The sequence below is a fragment of the Lysobacter sp. 05T417 genome (assembly GCF_056396405.1).
Genome location: NZ_JBFTLK010000006.1, coordinates 153,497 through 169,794 on the forward strand (window position 1 = coordinate 153,497; position 16,298 = coordinate 169,794).

The 16,298-nt window shown below is 67.3% G+C and carries 19 protein-coding genes; 12 read left to right on the forward strand and 7 right to left on the reverse strand.

Features of this window, described 5'->3' with window-relative positions; translation table 11 throughout:
• Positions 1 to 2: 2 nt before the first annotated feature.
• The 5 genes from AC1DER_RS12685 to AC1DER_RS12705 all read left to right on the forward strand — a co-directional run bounded on the left by AC1DER_RS12685 (position 3) and on the right by AC1DER_RS12705 (position 4,526).
• Entirely contained in the window at positions 3 to 533 is a 531-nt protein-coding gene (locus AC1DER_RS12685) for a hypothetical protein (protein ID WP_477243538.1), read from the forward strand.
• A 124-nt stretch (positions 534 to 657) separates the two neighbouring features.
• Complete coding sequence (gene gcvT / locus AC1DER_RS12690; RefSeq protein WP_477243536.1) at positions 658 to 1,779, forward strand: glycine cleavage system aminomethyltransferase GcvT; 1,122 nt, start codon at positions 658 to 660, stop codon at positions 1,777 to 1,779.
• A 20-nt stretch (positions 1,780 to 1,799) separates the two neighbouring features.
• Complete coding sequence (locus AC1DER_RS12695) at positions 1,800 to 2,426, forward strand: DsbA family protein (RefSeq protein ID WP_477243534.1); 627 nt, start codon at positions 1,800 to 1,802, stop codon at positions 2,424 to 2,426.
• A gap of 105 nt (positions 2,427 to 2,531) precedes the next feature.
• Entirely contained in the window at positions 2,532 to 2,927 is a 396-nt protein-coding gene (gene gcvH, locus AC1DER_RS12700; protein WP_441817147.1) for a glycine cleavage system protein GcvH, read from the forward strand.
• A gap of 1,149 nt (positions 2,928 to 4,076) precedes the next feature.
• The gene (locus AC1DER_RS12705) at positions 4,077 to 4,526 is read left to right on the forward strand and encodes a hypothetical protein (RefSeq protein WP_441817148.1); all 450 of its coding nucleotides are present in this window, start codon (positions 4,077 to 4,079) and stop codon (positions 4,524 to 4,526) included.
• 150 nt (positions 4,527 to 4,676) lie between these two features.
• Here AC1DER_RS12705 and AC1DER_RS12710 read toward each other — a convergent pair whose 3' ends face one another.
• Positions 4,677 to 6,050, reverse strand: coding sequence for a serine hydrolase domain-containing protein (locus AC1DER_RS12710; protein WP_441817149.1), 1,374 nt, complete (start codon positions 6,048 to 6,050; stop codon positions 4,677 to 4,679).
• A gap of 185 nt (positions 6,051 to 6,235) precedes the next feature.
• On the reverse strand, positions 6,236 to 7,825 hold the full coding sequence (locus AC1DER_RS12715; protein ID WP_477243531.1) for a GMC family oxidoreductase: 1,590 nt from the start codon (positions 7,823 to 7,825) through the stop codon (positions 6,236 to 6,238).
• Between the two features lie 189 nt (positions 7,826 to 8,014).
• Here AC1DER_RS12715 and AC1DER_RS12720 point away from each other — a divergent pair, with 189 nt between their 5' ends.
• The 6 genes from AC1DER_RS12720 to AC1DER_RS12745 all read left to right on the forward strand — a co-directional run bounded on the left by AC1DER_RS12720 (position 8,015) and on the right by AC1DER_RS12745 (position 12,402).
• Entirely contained in the window at positions 8,015 to 9,412 is a 1,398-nt protein-coding gene (locus AC1DER_RS12720) for an NTP/NDP exchange transporter (protein WP_477243529.1), read from the forward strand.
• Between the two features lie 49 nt (positions 9,413 to 9,461).
• A complete protein-coding gene (locus AC1DER_RS12725) occupies positions 9,462 to 9,812 on the forward strand; it encodes a DUF1304 domain-containing protein (RefSeq protein ID WP_441817152.1) in 351 nt (116 codons plus the stop codon).
• A gap of 233 nt (positions 9,813 to 10,045) precedes the next feature.
• Complete coding sequence (locus AC1DER_RS12730) at positions 10,046 to 10,399, forward strand: YciI family protein (protein WP_441817153.1); 354 nt, start codon at positions 10,046 to 10,048, stop codon at positions 10,397 to 10,399.
• 6 nt (positions 10,400 to 10,405) lie between these two features.
• Positions 10,406 to 11,656 (forward strand): RNA polymerase sigma factor, encoded by a 1,251-nt coding sequence (locus AC1DER_RS12735; protein WP_477243526.1) that lies wholly within the window; start codon positions 10,406 to 10,408, stop codon positions 11,654 to 11,656.
• Between the two features lie 80 nt (positions 11,657 to 11,736).
• Positions 11,737 to 12,165 (forward strand): hypothetical protein, encoded by a 429-nt coding sequence (locus AC1DER_RS12740; RefSeq protein ID WP_441817155.1) that lies wholly within the window; start codon positions 11,737 to 11,739, stop codon positions 12,163 to 12,165.
• A 21-nt stretch (positions 12,166 to 12,186) separates the two neighbouring features.
• Positions 12,187 to 12,402 (forward strand): DUF4287 domain-containing protein, encoded by a 216-nt coding sequence (locus AC1DER_RS12745; RefSeq protein ID WP_477243523.1) that lies wholly within the window; start codon positions 12,187 to 12,189, stop codon positions 12,400 to 12,402.
• A gap of 12 nt (positions 12,403 to 12,414) precedes the next feature.
• On the opposite strand, the gene AC1DER_RS12750 is transcribed toward AC1DER_RS12745, so the two are convergent.
• The 5 genes from AC1DER_RS12750 to AC1DER_RS12770 are packed head-to-tail and all read right to left on the reverse strand — an operon-like array spanning position 12,415 to position 14,740.
• Positions 12,415 to 13,083, reverse strand: a complete 669-nt coding sequence (locus tag AC1DER_RS12750; RefSeq protein ID WP_477243521.1) for an aquaporin — start codon at positions 13,081 to 13,083, stop codon at positions 12,415 to 12,417.
• Positions 13,084 to 13,088: 5 nt separating this feature from the next.
• The gene (locus AC1DER_RS12755) at positions 13,089 to 13,472 is read right to left on the reverse strand and encodes an arsenate reductase ArsC (RefSeq protein ID WP_477358021.1); all 384 of its coding nucleotides are present in this window, start codon (positions 13,470 to 13,472) and stop codon (positions 13,089 to 13,091) included.
• Positions 13,473 to 13,480: 8 nt separating this feature from the next.
• Positions 13,481 to 13,912: an arsenic resistance N-acetyltransferase ArsN2 gene (gene arsN2, locus AC1DER_RS12760; RefSeq protein WP_477243517.1), complete on the reverse strand. Its 432-nt coding sequence runs from the start codon at positions 13,910 to 13,912 to the stop codon at positions 13,481 to 13,483.
• Between the two features lie 7 nt (positions 13,913 to 13,919).
• Positions 13,920 to 14,402 carry an ArsI/CadI family heavy metal resistance metalloenzyme gene (locus tag AC1DER_RS12765; RefSeq protein ID WP_477243515.1) on the reverse strand — a complete coding sequence of 161 codons (483 nt, stop codon included), beginning with the start codon at positions 14,400 to 14,402 and terminating at the stop codon, positions 13,920 to 13,922.
• Positions 14,399 to 14,740: an ArsR/SmtB family transcription factor gene (locus tag AC1DER_RS12770; RefSeq protein WP_477243513.1), complete on the reverse strand. Its 342-nt coding sequence runs from the start codon at positions 14,738 to 14,740 to the stop codon at positions 14,399 to 14,401. Before AC1DER_RS12770 ends, AC1DER_RS12765 begins: the two co-directional genes overlap by 4 nt.
• A 238-nt stretch (positions 14,741 to 14,978) precedes the next feature.
• On the opposite strand from AC1DER_RS12770, the gene AC1DER_RS12775 reads away from it, so the two are divergent.
• On the forward strand, positions 14,979 to 16,256 hold the full coding sequence (locus tag AC1DER_RS12775) for an amidohydrolase family protein (RefSeq protein WP_477243511.1): 1,278 nt from the start codon (positions 14,979 to 14,981) through the stop codon (positions 16,254 to 16,256).
• Positions 16,257 to 16,298 lie beyond the last annotated feature (42 nt).

The window sequence follows — 16,298 nt, forward strand, 5'->3', positions numbered from 1 at the left end:
ACATGCGCCGATCGCACCTGCTCGCGTTGTCGTCCATGACCGCAGCGGCGATTGCGGCGTCGGTCGCGATCGCGGCCTCCGCCGGCCAGCCCAGCCTCGTCGGCAAGGTCGTGCCGCCGTACCCGGAAGGGCTGAAGTCCAACACCGGCAGTTGCGTCGGCTCGGGCAGCGAGCCGGGCCAGGTGTGCGCCCGCAGCATCGCCACGCTGGACGACAGCGAGGACCGCACGCTGCAGTTGCTGGCCGCCGAGTTCGTCGACCGCGTCGGCGATGAGCCGCGCTGGCGGATCACCGACGCGGTGCCGTACCCGGTCCTGCACCGCGACGAACTGGTGGTGATCGCCACCTGCCAGCGCGACGGTGTCGACGACGCCGGCCTGATCGCGATCATCGACACCGGCACCGCCCACGCCGCCGAACTGGAGATGCTTCCGGCCACGCGCTGGGCGCTGCGGCTGGACCGGGCCACGGGCAAGTTCGTCCGCGTCCCTCCCAGCCGCGTGCGCTGCTACAACGAAGGCACGAGCGAATAGCCCGTCCGGGCGCGTCGGCAGGGCGTTGATCGCGGGCCGCGCACCATGCTCCACAGCATGGTCTGCAGGCACACAGCCGCAATGTGATAATTGCCGGCTCGCCCCCTGACAGATCCCCCGAGCCATGACCCAGAAGACGATCCTCAACGACACCCACCGCGCCCTCGGCGCCAAGATGGTCGACTTCGGCGGCTGGGACATGCCGATCCACTACGGCTCGCAGATCGAGGAACACCACCTGGTGCGCAGCGACGCCGGCATGTTCGACGTCAGCCACATGACCGTGGTCGACCTCAACGGTGCGCGCGTGCGCGAGTTCCTGCGCCGCCTGGTCGCCAACTCGGTCGACAAGCTCAAGGTGCCGGGCAAGGCGCTGTACACCTGCATGCTCAACCCGCGCGGCGGCGTCATCGACGACCTCATCATTTACTTTCGTGACGAGGACTTCTTCCGCCTGGTGGTCAACGCCGCCACGCGCGAGAAGGACCTGGCGTGGATCAGCGAGCAGGCCAGGGCGTTCGACGTGAAGGTCACCGAGCGTCCCGACTTCGGCATGATCGCCGTGCAGGGCCCGACCGCACGCGACAAGGTGCTTGGCCTGCTGCGCGAGGACGACCGCGCCGGCGTCGCCAAGCTCGGCAAGTTCGCCGCCGCGCAGGCGCGCACCCAGGGCGGCACCGACGTGTTCGTCGCCCGCACCGGCTACACCGGCGAGGACGGCTTCGAGGTCGTCGTACCGGAAGACCAGACCGTCGCCTTCTGGAATGAACTGCTTGCAGCGGGCGTGAAGCCCGCTGGCCTGGGCGCGCGCGACACGCTGCGCCTGGAAGCGGGCATGAACCTCTACGGCCAGGACATGGACGACGAGGTGACGCCGTACGAAGCGGCGCTGGCGTGGACCGTCGCGCTCGACGAAGGCCGCGACTTCATCGGCCGCGACGTGCTGCAGGCACAGAAGGCCGCCGGTGCACCGCGCCAGATGATCGGCCTGGTGATGGACGAGAAGGGCGTGCTGCGCCACGGCCAGAAGGTGCTCACCGATAACGGCGAGGGCGAGATCCTGTCGGGTACGTTCTCGCCGACGCTGGGCAAGGCGATCGCGTTCGCGCGCGTGCCGGCCGGCGACATCCCGCTGGGCACCGCCGGCAACGTCCGCGTCGACATCCGCGGCAAGGAAGTGCCGGTGCGCGTGGTCAAGTTCCCGTTCGTGCGCGACGGCAAGGCCCAGGACGGCGTGCTCGGCTGAGCCGCCGGACGGAGACTGCGATGAGCGCGACCGTCACCTATTACTACAGCCTGATCTCGCCGTATGCCTGGTTCGGGCATGCGGCGCTGCGGCAGACGGCGCGCGATACCGGCGCCACGCTGCTGCATCGGCCGGTCAGGATCTTCGAACTGTTCGACGCCAACGGTGGACTGCCCTTGGGCAAGCGCGCACCGGCGCGCCAGCGCTACCGCCTGGTCGAGCTGCAACGCTGGCGTGCGCGTCGCGGCCTGCCGCTCAACCTCAAGCCAAAGTTCTGGCCGGTCGACATCGCCCTGGCCGACCGTTGCCTGATCGCGATGGTCGAAGCCGGCCACGATCCTTTCGACTACGCCGATGCCGCCTTGCGCGCGTTGTGGGCGCAGGACCAGGACCTGGCCGATCCGCAGGTGGTCGCCGGGCTGCTCGCCGCGCAGGGCGTCGATGCGCAGCGGGTCATGGCGCGGGCGGCGGAAGACGCCGTCGAGGCGATCTACGCGCGCAACACCGCCGAGGCGATCGCCGCCGACCTGCCGGGTCTGCCCGGCTACGTGCTCAACGGCGAACCGTTCTGGGGGCAGGACCGCATCGACGACCTGCGTGATGCGCTGCTGAGCGGCCGCGCGCCGTACCGGGTCGACCCGGCATGATTCTGGCCGAGCCGATCCGTTCGTCCCCCACCTCTCGCATGTTCCTTCCGCGTCGGTAAACTAGGCGCCGTCCCCAAGCAGCCCCCGCAAAGTTCGAGGCCAGTCATGAGTGAAATTCCCGGCGATCTGAAGTTCATGAAGTCCCACGAGTGGGCACGCGTCGAAGGCGACGGCAAAGTCACGATCGGCATTTCCGACCACGCGCAGGGCCTGCTCGGCGACCTGGTGTATGTCGAGCTGCCGAACGTCGGCGACCGCGTCGAGGCCGGCACCGCCTGCGCCGTGGTGGAGTCGGTCAAGGCCGCCTCCGACGTCTACTCGCCGGTGACCGGCAAGGTGACCTCCGTCAACGCGGCGCTGGCCGACAAGCCCGAGACGATCAACGAGGACGCCTACGGCGAAGGCTGGATCTTCACCGTCGCGATCGAGGAGCCCGAGCAGCTCAACGAACTGCTGGCGCCCGACGATTACGCCGAGCTGCTCGAAGAAGAAGACAACTGAGTCACCCGGCTCGCCACGCCGCACGGTGTGGCGGGCACAGGCGGTCGTGCCATGCACGACCGATCCCGCGACCGGCCGCCATGTGCGGCCGGTTTGCATTTGGGCGCCGCTGACGGCGTCAGCGCCTGGGCAATGCGGTCAGCGCGGTCAGCGCCGCGATCGAGTTCGGAAAGTGACGGCGAGGTGATTCGCCGCAGCGGCCGGATGCCGCTTCGCGGCGAACGGTCCGGCGCTCGGTGCGCACGTCGAAGCGCTCGCGAGCGGCGATCGCGGACCGTCGAGCGCACCCTCGACGCCGACGTCGGAAGGGTGCGTCGATGTCGCATGCGAACTACGACGACACCTGGTCGACGACGTCGAGCAGCACCGAGCGATGCCGAAGCGAGGTCCGCAGCTGCCGGAAAAGTTCGCGCACTTTCGCGCAAATCGGCTTGTGCGACGCGAAACCGGAGCGCCTCATTGCACCCGCCGACAGGGGGCGTTCGGGCGACCAGTCCGAGCATCTCGAACGCCATGCAGCACTCATGCGAACGCGTCGCGAATTGCACGCGCGCCAGTTTCTGTTTTCGCAAACCCCTTAAATAAAGCAGTTTCAGAAAAACATATTGGCGAGCGCGGCAATCGATGCGCCGCTCGCGTGCGCCGCGACGAGTCGCCGTCGGCGGCGGCGGGTCGGGCCGGACGACACGGCGGTCCAAAAAAAAATCGGCCAATGTGTTGACAGTATGAAAAAGCGTGATTAGGTTTCGCCCAGCAGACGTCTCCTGCGGAAGCGAGTGAGTACGAACAAAGAAACAACTCGCGGTACAAAACGAACCTCCGACCGGGCAGTCGACACGGTGGAAGCAGGGATCGTTTCCTTCGCGAAACGGGTTTTCGCAAAGGCGCAGGTATCGAGTCACATCCAACCCGGCTCGCTTTTGGCGGTCCGGGTTTTTGTTTGCCCGCCGTCTGGCGGGCGCCTCATCCGTACCGGCGCGCGTTGCGTGTCGGCGGCTGCATGCGGGTCCGACTCCCGCGGCCCGGGCTCTTCCAGGCAGGCTTCACGCACCTGGCCATACCCGGACAGTTCTACTAGTTCTACTGGGCTTTATAGACCTGCAAGACCACTGATCATCAACTGATCAACCACTGACGAGGAGCCATCCCATGGCCATGAAGAAAGCTGCGAAGAAGAAGCCCGCTGCCAAGAAAGCCGCCAAGAAGGTAGCCAAGAAGGCTGTCAAGAAGGTAGCCGCCCGCAAGAAGGCAGTGAAGAAGGCCGTCAAGAAGGCCGTCAAGAAGGTCGCTGCCCGCAAGAAGGCAGTGAAGAAGGCCGTCAAGAAGGTCGCCAAGAAGGCAGCAGCCAAGAAGACCGCTCGCAAGAAGGTCGCCAAGAAGGTTGCCAAGAAGGCCGTAGCCAAGAAGACCGCTCGCAAGAAGGTCGCCAAGAAGGCCGTCAAGAAGGTTGCCAAGAAGGCCGCCAAGAAGGCCGGCGCCCGCAAGTCGGCCGCCAAGAAGGCCGTGAAGAAGGTTGCCAAGAAGAAGGCGGCCCGTCGCAAGTCGGCCAAGAAGGCTGTTGCTTCCGCGATGCCGGCCACCCCGGCGCCGATGATCTAATAAGAAAGTCCCGATTGCCGTAATCCAGCTCTCTCCCCGCAGCCCAGGCGGGGGGAGAGTTTTTTTTTGGGGCGGCGTCAGGCAGTCAGCCTGGATCCCGGCGCGCGCCGGGATGATGATCGGTCCGGCAATGGCCGGACAGCGCGGGAATCAACGCGGAGCTGAGCTGGCCGTTTGTGCCTGGCTGCCCGGAGCGTTCGGCGTGCCTGGTTGTGCGGCGTCGGCATAGAGCGTCTCGTCGATCTCGTCGTCGAGCCACTGCTGCGCCGGCAGGCCGAGCGCGCGGTCGAGGATCGTCGGCAGCAGGCCCGACGGCAGCGAGCTCTCGCTGTTCCACAGCACGGCCACGCCGAAGTCGCGGTCGGGCACCATCGCGATCATGCCGCGGTAGCCTTGCACCGCGCCGCCGTGGAAGACGATGCGATGGCCGCCGTAGTCGTACACGCGCCAGCCCAGTGCATAGCCGGCGGATGTGACGCGCTGGCGGCGCCAGGACGAGCCGCGCATCTCGCTGGGAGTATCGACCAGCGGCTGGTGCAGGGTCGCCAGCAGCGGCGCAGGCAGCACGTCAGGGCGATGGCCGGTGTGGGCGAGCAGGTACTGCGCCATGTCGCTGGCGCTGGCGTTGACGCCGGCGGCCGGCAGCACCTGGTAGTAGGTCGACTTGGGCATCGTCGACACCCAGCCGCCACGACCGCGCACGTGCGGACGTGCCCAGCTCGGGCTGGCCTGGATGCCTTCCAGGCCGAGGCTGGCGTCGTTCATGCCCAGCGGCTTGAAGATGCGGCGCTGCACTTCCTGCGGATAGAAGTCGCCGCTGGCGGCGAACACCACGTCGCCGATCAGGCTGAAGGCGATGTTCTGGTAGCTGTAGCACGTGCCCGGCGCGCACTTGAGCGGCGCGTAGGCCAGGCGCTGGGTCAGCGTGCGGTAGTCGACGAAGTGCTCGAGGTCGCGGTCGAAGGCGTTGTGAGTCAGGCCGACGCGATGGCTGAGCAGATCGGCCACGGTAAGCTGCTGCGAGGCGACCGGATTGCTGAGCTGGAAGTTCGGCAGGTAGCGCACCAGCTTGCTGTCCCAGCGCAGCGAGCCGTCGTTGACGAGCAGGCCGGTCATGGTGCCGGCGAAGCTCTTGGACAACGATGCCAGGCGGAACACGGTATGGGAATCAACCGGGGTGGCGTGGCTGACGTCGGTGATGCCGTAGCCGCGCGCGCTGATGATCTGGCCGTTGTGGACCAGCGCCATCGCCAGGCCGGGAACACGCTGGCCGGCAACCAGCTGCTGCGCCATCGATTCGAACTGACGCACATCGAAGCCCGGCGCCAGCGGTGCGGCAGGCGGAAGCTGGGTGTCGCGCGTGGTGACGGTGACGTTGCCCTGGGCCGCGACGGTGGCAGTGGAAGGTTGCGGATTCCAGTGCAACGGCGTCTGCGCGGTCGAGCCGAGGGTCAGCGGCAGCAGGAGCGCGATGGCCCCGAGACGCGGGAGGGCGCGGGAGCGCTTCTTCTTGTTCTTGTTCATGGCTCTGAGCGCCTGCTCGTGCTGCGATCCGGCCCGATTCTAGCTCCGATCTCAGGGGTTGTGGCAGCTATCAGACTCACCGGACTGATTTGGCAGGGATAAGTGCCGGGCATCCCGATTTCGCGACGCGCGCACAGGCCTGTTCAGGATTTTTGACGCGCCGCGCGTGCGCAAACTGAATCACATCAGCGGCCCGAGCCGTCGCGGATGAGGTCGGCCGCGCGCTCGGCAATCATGATCGTCGGGGCGTTGGTATTGCCACCGATCAGCGTCGGCATCACCGAGGCATCGACCACGCGCAGGCCTTCGACACCGCGCACGCGCAACTGCGGATCCACCACCGACGCGTCGTCGTGACCCATGCGGCAGGTGCCGACCGGGTGATAGATGGTCTCGGCCTTGGCGCGGATGAACTCCCTCAGCTGGGCATCGTCGAGATCGTTGCGCGCGGGGAAGATCGGCGCGCCGCGATAGTCATCGAATGCCGGCTGCGCGAGCAGCTCGCGCGACAGCCTGGCGCACTCGACCATCATCTTCATGTCGAAGCCCTCGCCGTCGCTGAGGTAGTTCGCCTCGATCCGCGGCTTGTCGCCGGCGCGACCGCTGGCCAGGGCGATGCGGCCGCGACTGCGCGGGCGCAGGAAGCAAGCGTGGACGGTGTAGCCGATGCCCTTGAGGCGGTGGCGGCCGTGGTCGTCGAGCATCGCCGGGACGAAATGCAGCTGGATGTCGGGGCGCTCGTCGCTCGCCAGATGCGAACGCACGAAGCCACCGGCCTCGGCGATGTTGCTGCTGCCGATGCCGCGATGGCCGCGCAGGTAATAGTCGAAGGCGACCTTGGCGTCGTTGAGGCGGTCGTAGGTCACGTTCTGCGTGGCGTGCTGCAGCGTGCAGATATCGAGGTGGTCCTGCAGGTTCTCGCCGACCTGCGGGACGTCGGCGAGCACGTCGATGCCGTTGCGGCGCAGCTGCGCGGCCGGGCCGATGCCCGACAGCATCAGCAACTGCGGCGAGTTGATCGCACCCCCGCACAGGAGCACCTCGCGCGCTGCCGGCTGATGGAAGGCGCGGCCCCGGGATGTATAGGTGACGCCATTGGCGCGGCCACGCTCGAACGTGATGCGGTTGACCTGGGCGCCGGTGACGACGGTCAGGTTGCGACGCTCGCGCACCGGGTCGAGATAGGCCACGGCACTGGAGCAGCGCGCGCCATCCTTCTGGGTCACCTGGTACAGGCCAAAGCCCTGCTGCCTGGGACCGTTGAAGTCGCGGTTGAGCGCGTGACCGGCCTGGCGACCGGCTTCGATGAACGCCTGCGACAGCCGGTTGCTGTAGCGCAGGTCGGACACGTTCAGCGGACCTTCGTCGCCATGCAGCGCGTCGGCGCCGCGCTGGTTGCGTTCGCTGCGGCGGAAGTAGGGCAGCACCGACTTCCAGTCCCAGCCGTCGGCGCCGAGCGCGGCCCATTCCTCGTAGTCGCCGGGCACGCCGCGGGTGTAGCACATGGCGTTGATCGAACTGGAACCGCCCAGCACCTTGCCGCGCGGCCACCACAGCACGCGGCCGTCGAGCTGCGCTTCGGCCATGGTGTGGTAGTCCCAGTTGACGCGCTTGTTGCTGACCAGCTTGGCGAGGCCAGCGGGCATGTGGATGAAGGGATGGCTGTCGCGCGGGCCGGCCTCGACCAGCAGCACGCTGACGTCGGGATCGGCGGACAGGCGGTTGGCCAGCACGCAGCCAGCGGAGCCGGCACCGATGATGATGTAATCGAACACGTTGCCTGCGCCCTGCCAGTGGAGACTGCCCTACAGCCGACGGACCGTAAGGGGGGCCATTAGAGCAAATGCTCCCAAAGGCGGGGGCGGCCCGGTCGCGCTGGCTCCGCCGCCCCTGTCGCGGCTCCCGCACGCCCCCTATCATCCGCCCAACCCACAGCGCGCCGGCCGGCCGCGAGGAATCGGACCATGGCGACAGGGCACGGCGACGGCGCGGGCAGCAGCGGTGCGGGCAGCAGCGGCGAGGGCATCGGAGGCGAGGGCATCGGAGGCCACCTGCGTGGATTCCAGTCGGCGTTGCGCGAGTCGCCGCCACTGTGGTGGTCGCTGCTCTACTTCTTCTGCCTGCTGTGCGGGTACTACGTGCTTCGACCGGTGCGCGACGCCATGGGCGCTTCCGGCGACGTCGCCACGGTGTTCCCGCAGGCCAGCATCGACTGGGCCAAGGCGCACGGCTTCGAGCTGAAGGACTTCACGCTGCAGGTGCTGTTCACCGGCACCTTCCTGGCGATGCTGCTGCTGCAGCCGGTGTATGGGGCGCTGGTGTCGCGCTTCCCGCGCCGGGTGTTCCTGCCGGTGGTGTACCTGGTTTTCATCGCCTGCCTGCTCGGCTTCTACTGGGTGTTCGCGCACGACGTGCCCGGGCGCGGCGCGGTGTTCTTCATCTGGGTGGCGGTGTTCAACCTGTTCGCCGTGGCCGTGTTCTGGAGCTTCATGGCCGACGTCTTCGACAACGACCACGCCAAGCGCCTGTACGGCTACATCGGCGCCGGCGGCACGATCGGTGCACTGGTCGGTCCGCTGCTGACCAGCAGCCTGGTCGGGCCCCTGGGCGTGGCCAACCTGCTGCTGGTGTCGGCCGGCTTCCTGGCGGTGTGCCTGCTGTGCATCCTGCGCCTGCGCAAGTGGGCGATCCGGCGCGAGCGGCTCAGTGGCGCCATCGACGGCGAGGCGGCGATGGGCGGTTCGATCGTGGCCGGCCTGCGCCTGGTCTGGCAGCGGCCGCTGCTGCGCGCGCTGGCGATCACGATGTTCTTCGGCGTCGGCGTCGGCACGCTGCTCTACAACGAGCAGGCGGCGATCGTGAAGCACTTCTACCCGGACGGACGCGAGGCGACCCGTTACTACTCGCTTATCGACGGTGCGGTGAACACCGTGACGATCCTGGTGCAGTTGCTGCTGACCCGGTTCCTGCTGCGCCGCTACGGCGTCGGGCCGACCTTGCTGATCCCGGCATTCGCCATCCTCGGCGGCTACGCGCTGCTGGCGCTGTCGCCGGTGCCGCTGCTGGTGGCGATGGTGCAGGTGGCCACGCGCGCCGGCGAGTTCTCGCTGGCCAAGCCAGGCCGCGAGACGATCTATACCCGTGTCGACCGCGAGTCGCGCTACAAGGCCAAGGCGGTCATCGACACGGTGGTCTATCGCGGCGGCGACCTCACCTTCGTCTGGTTGCACAAGGCGTTGTCGGCATTCGGCTCACGGCTGGTGTTCGTGGCTGGCATGTTCGTCGCCCTGGGACTGACCGTGGGCGCGTGGAAGGTGATCCGGGCGCAGCGCCTGTTGCCGGACGACTCGACGGCGTCGTGAATGCCCGCGCCAGAGGTAAGCTCTCGGCAACCGTCATGGAGGAAGCGGCATGTCCGTGCTTGCAGTGGTGTTGATCGCGCTGGTGGCCCTGCTGCACCTGGGCTTCCTGGTGCTGGAGATGTTCCTGTGGACGAAACCCTACGGCCTGAAGGTCTTCCGCCAGTCGCGCGAGAAGGCCGAGCAGTCGAAAGTGCTTGCCGCCAATCAGGGCCTGTACAACGGCTTCCTGGCCGCCGGCCTGATGTGGGCGCTGACCGGTCAGCGCAGCGACGTGGCCCTGTTCTTCCTTGGCTGCGTGGTGGTGGCCGGCGCGTACGGCGCGGCCACGGTCAATCGCCGGATCTTCTTCGTGCAGGCGCTGCCGGCGCTGGCGTCGATCGCGGCGCTGTGGCTGGGCTGAGACGACGCGGCCCACCCCACCGTTCGTCCTGAGCGTAGTCGAAGGCACCACCGTTCGTCCTGAGCGTAGGCCGCAGGCCGAAGTCGAAGGCACCACCGTTCGTCCTGAGCGTGGCCGCAGGCCGAAGTCGAGAGGGACTGTCGAATCCCGCCACCCCCGGACGACCAGATTGTGAAGGCGAGCCACCGCTCGCCCATCCCGCGCCACCGCGCACCCCATTCCAGGAGCCCACCGTGAAATATGCCTGCCTGATCTACGACGACGAGAAGCTCTTCGACGCCATGCCCAAGACCGAGGTCGATGCCATCGTCGGCGAGTACTTTGCCCTCAGCAACGAGTTGGGCGAGAGCGGCCACCTGCTCGGAGGACAGGCCCTGCAGCCGGTCAGCACCGCCACGGTGGTGCGCGTCCGCAATGGCCGCATATCAACCACCGACGGCCCGTACGTGGAGACCAAGGAGCAGCTGGGCGGCTTCTTCCTGATCGAGGCACGCGACCTCGACGAAGCCATCCGCATCGCCGCCCGCATCCCGTCCGCGCGCCTGGGCAGCATCGAAGTGCGACCGGTGATGGAGTTCGATCGGTAGCGTCCGGTGAACCAGGGCACGGTCGATCCGATCCGCAGCCAGCTCGACGCCGTCTACCGGCGCGAATCGCGGCGCGTGCTGGCCACGCTGATCCGCCTCCTCGGCGACTTCGATCTCGCCGAGGAGGCATTGCACGAGGCCTTTCGTGCCGCCATCGAACAGTGGCCGGAGCAGGGTGTCCCGGAGCAGCCGCGCGCCTGGCTGGTATCGGCCGGACGCTTCAAGGCGATCGACAGCCTGCGCCGGCGCGCGCGCTTCGATGCCTCGCTGACGCAGATCGCCGACCGTCTCTATAGCGAGGCAAGCGACGACGCTGGCGACGATGAGCACGTCGTGGACGACCGCCTGCGCCTGGTGTTCACCTGCTGCCACCCGGCGCTGTCGGCCGATGCGCAGATCGCCCTGACGCTGCGCGAAGTCTGCGACCTGACCACCGAGGAGATCGCGCGCGCCTTCCTGATCACCGCGCCGACCGTGGCCCAGCGCATCGTTCGCGCCAAGTCGAAGATCCGCCAGGCGCGCATTCCCTACCAGGTGCCGGCACGCGACGAATTGCCGCAGCGTCTGGACGTCGTGCTGCAGGTCGTCTACCTGGTGTTCAACGAGGGCTACGCCGCCACTTCGGGCCAGTCGCTGACGCGCCATGATCTCTGCAGCGAGGCGGTCCGCCTTGCACGATTGCTGGTTGAGCTGCTGCCCGATCCGGAGACGCTGGGCCTGCTGGCGCTGATGCTGCTGCACGAATCGCGGCGACCGGCGCGCGCGACCGCGGACGGCGACGTGGTGCTGCTCGACGATCAGGACCGAAGCCTCTGGGACCGCCAGCTGATCGCCGAAGGCCTGGCGCTGGTGCAGCGGATCTGGGTGTCGCGCCGGTTTGGACCTTACGGCCTGCAGGCATCGATCGCGGCGGTGCACGCAGGCGCCGCCCGCGCCGAAGCGACCGACTGGGGACAGATCGTCGCCCTGTACGACCTGCTGCTGCGCGCCGACCCCTCGCCGGTGGTCGAGCTCAACCGCGCTGCAGCAGTGGCGATGCGCGATGGACCGGCCGCCGGACTGGCCCTCGTGGAGACGCTGCTGGAACGTGGTGAGCTGCAGCGGTATCCGCTGGCGCACTCGGCACACGCCGACCTGTGCCGCCGGCTCGGGCGAACCGATGAGGCGCGGGTCTCGTACAACCGCGCGCTGGAGCTGACGCAGCAGGCGCCGCAGCGGCGGTTTCTCGAGCGCCGGTTGCGGGAGCTGACGCAGTGAGGCGGCGGGGACTCCCCACGCATGTGCGGAGACTTCCATTACCCTTGGGAGCATCCAGACGATTGGCGGACTTCTGACCCATGCGGCAACTTGCCATGCTCATCCGGTACCTGGGCCTGCTCGCGGGCCTGTTTCTCGTCACAACTACCGTCGCTGACATTGCCGGGCTGATCCCGCACTCCGACGCGATGCCGTCCCTTGGTGCCCGGGTCGCTTCCAGCCTGCCGCCATTCCTGTTCGGCGCCGTGCTGCTGCTGCCGCATCGATGGTTCCCGGCAGGCCCGCGGCTCTACGTCCTCCTGTGCACATACCAGCTGCTTGCCGGTGTCGCTGGCTACAGGGCCGCGCAGACGTTCTTCCTGGTCCGCGGAGGCGAGTTGGAACCGGTGGCTTTGCTGGTTGGCCTGCTCGCGGTCGCCATTCCACTATCGAACGCAGCAGTCCTCTGGCGCCGGCGGTCGATTGCCCGGCAGTCGATCGGGCCGAAGCCGATTCCCGGCTCGGCTTAGCACCCACAAGGAGATAAATGCATGGCAGCAGATCAAAAGGCGAAGGGTCCGGCGTCGTACTTTCCGTCGATCGAGAAGACCTACGGCAAGCCCGTCAGCTACTGGCTGAAGCTGCTGGATCCGATGAAGGACAACAAGCACATGGAGGCCGTGGCGTTCCTCAAGGCCGAGCACAAGCTCGGGCATGGGCACGCGAATGCGCTGGTGGCCTACCATCGAGCCCAGGACGCGGCCTGACCACGCGCGCGTTTAACGAGCGCCGCTCTCGCGTGCCGGCATCAGCAGTGCCCGCGAGACGGCGAGCGCGACCCCCATCCCCGCCAGTTGCGCAAGAATGAATCCCGGGGTGTCCGCGGGTCGGATGCCCGCGAACGTATCGGTCAGTGCGCGCGCCACCGTGACAGCCGGGTTGGCGAATGACGTGCTGGCGGTGAACCAGTACGCGGCGAAAATGTAGCTGGCCACCAGTGCCGGCAGCGCAGCCGGGCGATGTCGCGCTCCGACCAGGATGGTCAGCAGCAGGCCGAACGTGGCAACCGCTTCGCTGCCCCATTGCGGCGGGCCACTGCGCACGTGCGTACCAGACTGCAGCAGCGGCAGGCCAAACATCGCATGCGCCAGCAACACGCCTGCTACCGCTGCCAGCACCTGCGCCATTACGTAACCGACAGCGTCCCGTGTGCCGAGCTCTCCGCGCAGGCGCATGGCCAGTGTGACGACCGGGTTGAAGTGGGCGCCGGAGATCGGCGCGAACAGGACGATCAGGACGTACAACGCGCCCGCCGTCGCAGCGGCGTTGGCCAGCAGCGCAACCGCGTCGTTTCCGCCGGCGAGCTTGTCGCCCATGATGCCGGAGCCGACCACGGCCGCCAGCAGCAGCGCGGTTCCGACGAACTCGGCCAGGAGCCTGCGCGACAACGGAATCACAACTGCGCCAGCAATGCTTTCACCCGCGCGGAGATCTCGTCGCGCACGCCGCGATAGCCCTCATCGTCCATGTGTTTCGGATCGGCCAGCCCCCAGTCTTCCCGACGCCGTGAGGGCACCCAGGGGCAGCTGTCGCCGCAGCCCATGGTGATGACGGCATCGAACTCGCCGCTGATGTCGTCGAGCGATTTCGAGGCATGCGTGGTCAGGTCGTAGCCCAGCTCCGACATGAAGCGGATCGCCTTCGGGTTGATTTGCCCGGACGGTTTCGAACCGGCGCTGAGCGCCTCGACCTGGGTGCCGCCGTGGATGTGGGCGAAGGCCTCGGCCATCTGGCTGCGGTTGGAGTTTTCGATACAGACGAACAGGACACGTTTCATGGGAGCAGTCAGGTCAGTGGTTTGGTCATGCAGGTTGCGGAGGCGGGGCACACGGAGCGGAACTCCGTACCGGCTTTCACGGCGTCTGGCGCTGCCTGGCGATCGATGACGCGAAATCCGCGATCCGCAAAGAACGCCTCGGCGGTTTGTGTGAGCAACACCAGTTGAGTGAGTCCGCGACCGCGAGCATGCGCCTCCAGTGCATCGACCAGCCCGCCTCCGATGCCGCCGCCGCGGGCATCCGCGCGGACAACCAGCGAGCGCAGCAGTCCGACGGTTGCGAACACCTCCAGACCGACCGCGCCGACCGTCTGGCCACGATCGGTGGCAACGAGGAAATGCACCTCGGCCTCGGGCAGGTCCTCCACCGGGAGGGCCGCCTCCAAAAGCAGTGCCCTGACGTGCGGCTCCTCGACCGGGATGAGATGGCGAATCTCCATCGCAGCCTCAGCAGCAACTGGCTTTGGGGCTGCAACAGGGCGATGCCATTGCTGGCTCGACCTGAAGCTTGTCCGTGCCGCAGGCGGCGCCATCGGTGGAGCACGCGCGATCGGCGGCGAAGTAGGTCACCGCATCGCCGAACGTGCGGAACGTCTCCCAGCGCGTGCCCTGCGGGTCTGCGGTCCACATCTTGTCCGACTGCGCGTAACAGCAGGTCGTGGCATCTTCCGGGACGGCGCTGCTGCCGGCTGCCACCAGTCGTTGGCCGAGTTGGGCCAGATGCTCGTTGCTGTCGACCTGGATGCCGAGATGGTCGATGCCGGCCGGTCGCCCTGTGTTGGAAATGGCGAAATTGACGCGAGGGTCTTCGAGCATCCACTTGGCGTAGTCAGGTTTGACGACGGTTGGCTCGATGGCGAACAGCGTGGAGTAGAAGCGGATGCTGCTGGCAAGATCGACTACGTTGAGGTGCACGTGGAACCGGTTCATTGCGAAGCTCCCTTCTTTCGTGGCGTGCATGCGGCGACAGGTTTGCAGGTGGCAGTTCCGCCGCAGCAGTTCTCGGTGAGATACGCGACAAGGGCATTCATCTGCAGGTAGTTCGCGCGGACGCGGATGACGCGGCCTTCGCGCTGGTCATGGACCAGTGCGGCATTCCTGAGGATGTTGAGCTGGGCCGTCAGCGTTGCGGCCGGAAGGCCGAGCCGGTCGCGCAACTCGCCAACGGGCAAGCCATCCGGCCCGGCCTGTACCAGTTCACGGAACGCGGCAAGTCGGGACTCATGGCTCAAGGCGCCAAGGGCGCTGAGTGCAGTGTCGGTCTTCATATTTCCATAATCATGGAAATATCGAAATGTGTCAATTCCGGTGAGCCCGGCGGCCACGCGAGGTGCCCCAGGTCAGCGCGACAGGCGAGCCATGGGTTGGGTCAGGGTTGGGCGAGAAGGGGACTCACTTTCCTCGCGTCGCCCGCAAACCAGCAACCATTGCGTGGCACCCTGACTTCCGGCGCTTACCCGCAACGTCCGCCGCACACACGATAGTCACTCCTCAGGGGATGCCACCATGCCGATTGTCTGCCAGACGCTGCGCGCCATCGCCGGCGTCGCACTCATGCTCGTAGGGACCACTGCTGCCGCGCAGGACCTGGCCGTGGTGGGTGCGCGGGTGTATCCCACGCCGGAGGCGGCGCCGATCGAGGATGGGACGGTATGGATCCGCGATGGCCGGGTCGCCGCGATAGGCCCGCGCAGCAGCGTGAAGCTCCCTGCCGGTGTGCGCGTCATCGATGCTCGCGGTCGCATCGTCACAGCCGGATTCTGGAACAGCCACATCCATCTGATACAGCCGCCTTTCCATGCACCCGACGAGCAGGCCGCAGCGGCCCTGACGGATGCATTGCGCGAACGCTTCAGCCGCTGGGGCTTCACCACGCTGTTCGATACCGGATCGCTGCCAGGCGACGTGCGCGCCCTTCGCGCGCGCATGGTCCGCGGCCAAGTCGTTGGCCCCCAGCTGCTGACGGTCGACATGCCCTTCTTCCCCGAGCACGGCACGCCGATCTATGTGCGCGAGCTGTGGCAGCAGACGAAGACTCCCAGTGGCGAGGTGGCCTCCGTCGCGCAAGCGCGCGCGCGTGCTGCCGCGCAGATCGAGGCAGGCGCCGATGGCGTGAAACTGTTCACCGGCGCCATCGTCGGCCCGCCGCAGGGCGTGGTGCCGATGTCGAAGGACATCGCCGCCGCCACGGTCGCCGAGGCGCATGCGCACGGCAAACCCGCCTTCGCCCATCCGACCGACAAGGCGGGCCTGGACGTGGCAATCGAAAGTGGCGTCGACGTGCTGGCGCACCCGGCGCCGGAGTCGGGCGAGTGGTCACCGGAATTCGTTGCGCGCCTGAAGGCCGACGACGTGGCCCTGGTGCCGACGCTGACGTTGTTCGATTCGGAGCTGCGCCACGAAGGCGTGCCCGAGACAGTCGTGCAACGCTTCGTCAGCAACGCGCAGCAGCAGGTCAGGGCGATGGTCCAGGGCGGTGGCCAGGTCCTGTTCGGAACCGACGCCGGCTTCACCGATGTCTACGACACGCATCTTGAGTACAAGTTGATGAGCGCGGCGGGAATGGACTGGCGGCAGATTCTCGCCAGCCTGACCACGGCGCCGGCACAGCGCTTCGGTCAATCCTCGCAGCGCGGTCGGCTGGCAGTAGGCTACGCCGGCGACCTGGTGGTGCTCGGTTCGGATCCGCAGCGAACGGCCGATGCCTACGGCGACGTGCGCATGACGGTTCGCGATGGACGGGTGATCTACGACGCCACGGCGGGATCATCAGCAGGCCACTGAGCCGCAGTCCGGCACGGCGCGCGCCTTTGCAATCGCGCCGAT